Genomic DNA, 3116 nt, shown 5'->3' with positions numbered 1-3116 from the left:
TTTCAAGGTGGTGGGAATCTGGGACATGAAGCCTCCATTCGATCTGAGATGGTGGTGAACACCACGCCATGATCAAGGCTTCAAGGCGACTTCAATAGATGCAGATGGCGGGACGCTTACGGAAGGTCAGCACCAGAAGCGCAGACGCTCCCGCCCAGCCCAGTCCCATCATGCTAATCCAGTTCCGCATATTGGCGGCAAACCAATCAATCAGGCCTGTTTCGTAAAGCTGGCTCGCCATCATGATCAGTGCGCCAAACCACAGCAGCGTATCCCAGGCATTTTTTTCTTTCAGCACATCGTCCCAGGTCAACACCCCTGTGAGCAGCAGCATGGAAAGACCGATAAACGCAGTCGTCGTGGTGTTAAGCGTGACCGCAGCGCCGAAGAAAAGCGCAGGGATATCCGCCCATAGCAGAAGCAGCACCAAAAAGACGAACAACATGATGCCTTCGTGTCGACTGATTTTGCCCAGCTCAGCCAGCTTGTCCCGCGCCACTTGGGTGGCGTTCGGCGTTTCCTTAATTTCCGGTGGGTAAAGCAGGTATAAAATGTACGGCATCGCCAGGATCGCAACCAGGCCAGGAAGCAGCATGGCGACGGCCCAGGTGAGCCAGCTTAGCTGAATCTCCGCGCCGGTGGCCGCTGAGATAAGCTGCACTGTCAGCGGGTTGGGCGCGGTGGCTGTAATGAACATGGCAGAGGTAATCGGGTTGCTATGGTAATTCACCAGGGCCAGATACTTGCCGATTTTGCCAGAGGTGTTGTCCTCTGGGCGTGAGTCAAAACTAAGGGCAATAGAGCGCATGATGGGGTGGATAATGCCACCGCCCCGGGCAGTATTACTGGGCGTTACCGGCGCAATGCAAAGCTCCGAGAAGGCCAGACCATAGCCGATCCCCAGCGTCCGCTTGCCCAGGATGGAAATGAAATAGTAGCCAATGCGCGCTCCCAGGCCGGTTTTAATCAATCCGCGTGAGATCATAATCGCAATTGCGATTAACCAGATAAGCGGATTGGCGTAACTGCTCAAGGCAACAGTGATGGCTTCGCCAGGCGTATCGCCGGTGACGCCGCTTGCCGCAACAATGGAAATGGCAATGACGGAGATAGCGCCAATGGGCATGGCTTTACCGATGATAGCGACAATGGTGCCGACAAAAATCGCTAACATGAGCCATGCGTTCGACGTAAGGCCTGCGGGCAAGGGAATCACGAGCCAGATGAATAGCGTGACGGCTACAGCGATAGCGGTCGACCAAGGCTTGAAAGGAAGTGTCGGCATAATAGAACCTATATAGCGTGAGCGGTATGCTCTTAGGCAATAAAGCAGCGCTAAGCTCTCTATGTGAGTTTATATTTCGCGAATACTTACCTCTTGCCCTCTGTCAATGATGGTTCAGTTTGGGTGATGTCGCCTCGTTTTATTGCTTTGCCATCCTGGTTTAATGATCACGTTCTGGTGCCGGATACTGCTGCTCTGGTAGCGCTGCTGTTGACCGCTGTCACGGACATGCAAGCCGGCAACCATCATGGCGACATTGGCCAGCATCGCGATCAGCAGGCTGGCCACGAGCCAATAGAACAGAGGGCGTTGCCGATGCAGTGATTGACACGCTGGCGCCTTCGGCAGAGCGTTACAACGGCGCAGGCCATTTTTGGTATCCGGTCTACGACCGGGAGGCTCTAAATTTCATGTTTAATGGTGAGGATCGTCATGCAGAACGAAAACCCTGGCCCCTGGACGGCTAAGCAACAACAAGCAATGTCAGACGCTATCGACGCTGGGCTGTCGGGCAAGGCACTGATTGAAGGTGTCTGTGCAGAAACGGGACGTAGCGCAGCGAGTGTTGAACGCCGTCTGGTAAAAATTGGCTATTTGAACTGTCATAGCGAACCATGGAACCGGGCATGGGGGCATGTTAGGTAAGGGCTGGCCATCCTTAGCCGCATCCATGCGTGATGCGCCATACGTGGCACATGATTCGGTATTCCACGCTGGCACAGTGTTAAGCCTTTTTGGCTGACGGCCTTGGCCTGAGTCTCGGTATTAACACTAGTTCCTGAAGTATCGTCTTATAAATATTTATAAAACAATGGATTATGATAGTAACGGTTTGCGGCTGAGGTTAGGTGAAGAGCGTTGCCGCTGAAAAAGCCCCTAACCCTGATATCGCTCTACAAGAGGGATGGCTTTGATCAATAGCTTCTCCTGCGTGATGGCTATTTGCTGCTTCAGCACGGTGTTGATCAAGCGTGCCCAGCCAGGATAGAGCGCACGCCTGTTCTCTAAGTAGTATCTTGCCGCTGTCTGATCACTGAACGTGGTGGCTTTGCTCCACTCACTTGGCAATTCTTCGGGTATCTCTGGGGCGAGTATGGCAAATTTTCCTTCTGGTACTATCGCAGCATAATTTGACAGCGCAATCACCAGTCCAGCCGGGTCTAGGTCACCGTAAAACCCCAGGGTGACGTGGCCACGATGTTTTTCTATCCACCTTTTTAACATCGCTGAATCGTGCTGATGGCCGCGATATGCCAGAAGTGTTTGGCTCCGCCATGTCTCGGGTAAGGTGGGCAAGATATCCCACCAGCGCTCCATTAGGTCACCATTTTCAATCACCAGGATGCGTGCCATGTGCTCAGGGTCAAAGACTAACCCTTCAGCGTCGAGGGATAGTAAGGTGCCTGCTGGGGTAGGAAGCCACACTGTTGATCCCGCCCATTCCTTGGGCGTGAAATAAACCCCTCCCTCGGTTGAGGCAACGCGGATTAACTGACCAAACGCGGCCTGCCGTGACTGTTTCTCGTCCGTTATGTCGCCGGCCAAGTCACTGCGCCGCTGTGAACGATCAATAGCGACGATATCGCCGCCAAAGTGGCGTTGGCAACGTTCTCTGAGTACGCCCAGATCATCAGAGGTCAGCGATAAATGGCGTCCTAACGGCGTGCCTACCCCCCATTGCGCATGTATTTCGCGCCAGGTTGCATTCATCAATGGTTCGGACAGTTTTAAAGAAAGCCTGATGCTCAGATAATGGGGTCTCTCACAACATCACCACCCGAGCACAGGCTTTCATGGAAATAGTCAATACAGTCTTGCAGCAGATGTCCAG

3 protein-coding genes are annotated in these 3116 nt (G+C 53.3%); 1 reads left to right on the top strand and 2 read right to left on the bottom strand.

Annotated elements, in window-relative coordinates; translation table 11 throughout:
* Positions 1–91 precede the first annotated feature (91 nt).
* Positions 92–1285 carry a DASS family sodium-coupled anion symporter gene (locus tag DU506_RS20830; protein WP_235825868.1) on the bottom strand — a complete coding sequence of 398 codons (1194 nt, stop codon included), beginning with the start codon at positions 1283–1285 and terminating at the stop codon, positions 92–94.
* A gap of 177 nt (positions 1286–1462) precedes the next feature.
* Here DU506_RS20830 and DU506_RS21840 point away from each other — a divergent pair, with 177 nt between their 5' ends.
* Positions 1463–1609, top strand: a complete 147-nt coding sequence (locus DU506_RS21840; protein WP_181870844.1) for a hypothetical protein — start codon at positions 1463–1465, stop codon at positions 1607–1609.
* 552 nt (positions 1610–2161) lie between these two features.
* Here DU506_RS21840 and DU506_RS20820 read toward each other — a convergent pair.
* The gene (locus DU506_RS20820; RefSeq protein ID WP_114488747.1) at positions 2162–2995 is read right to left on the bottom strand and encodes a DUF7281 domain-containing protein; all 834 of its coding nucleotides are present in this window, start codon (positions 2993–2995) and stop codon (positions 2162–2164) included.
* Between the last annotated feature and the right edge of the window lie 121 nt (positions 2996–3116).

This window comes from Vreelandella rituensis (assembly GCF_003336665.1).
Lineage (GTDB): Bacteria > Pseudomonadota > Gammaproteobacteria > Pseudomonadales > Halomonadaceae > Vreelandella > Vreelandella rituensis.
Note: the sequence above shows the minus strand (reverse complement) of the source record. Positions and strands in the feature narration are given on the sequence as shown.